We start from the raw sequence: 305 nt of genomic DNA on the forward strand, positions 1-305 counted from the left end.
TCCTTGCCTGCATAGCCATCAGTCGGCACCCATTCTGTTTTCAGACTGCGGAAGAAGCGTTCCATGGGACTGTTATCCCAGCAGTTTCCCCGTCGACTGACGCTCTGCTTTATTCTGTAACGCCAGAGAACTTGTTGATATTTCAGGCCGGTATACTGGCTTCCCTGGTCGCTATGGAACATGACGTCTCGCGGCTGACCACGCGTCTCATAAGCCATCCGCAGGGCACTGCTTATCAGCGCTGTATCGGCATTCGCTGACAGACTCCAGCCGATAACCCTGCGGGCAAAAAGATCCATAACAAC

At 53.4% G+C, this 305-nt stretch carries 1 protein-coding gene; it reads right to left on the reverse strand.

The features are described from left to right. Positions 1-305, reverse strand: a 305-nt coding sequence (locus A7090_RS25400; protein ID WP_157941507.1) for a DDE-type integrase/transposase/recombinase, incomplete at both ends; no start/stop codon positions are given.

It is taken from the genome of Escherichia sp. MOD1-EC7003 (assembly GCF_002965065.1).
Classification (GTDB): Bacteria; Pseudomonadota; Gammaproteobacteria; order Enterobacterales; family Enterobacteriaceae; genus Escherichia.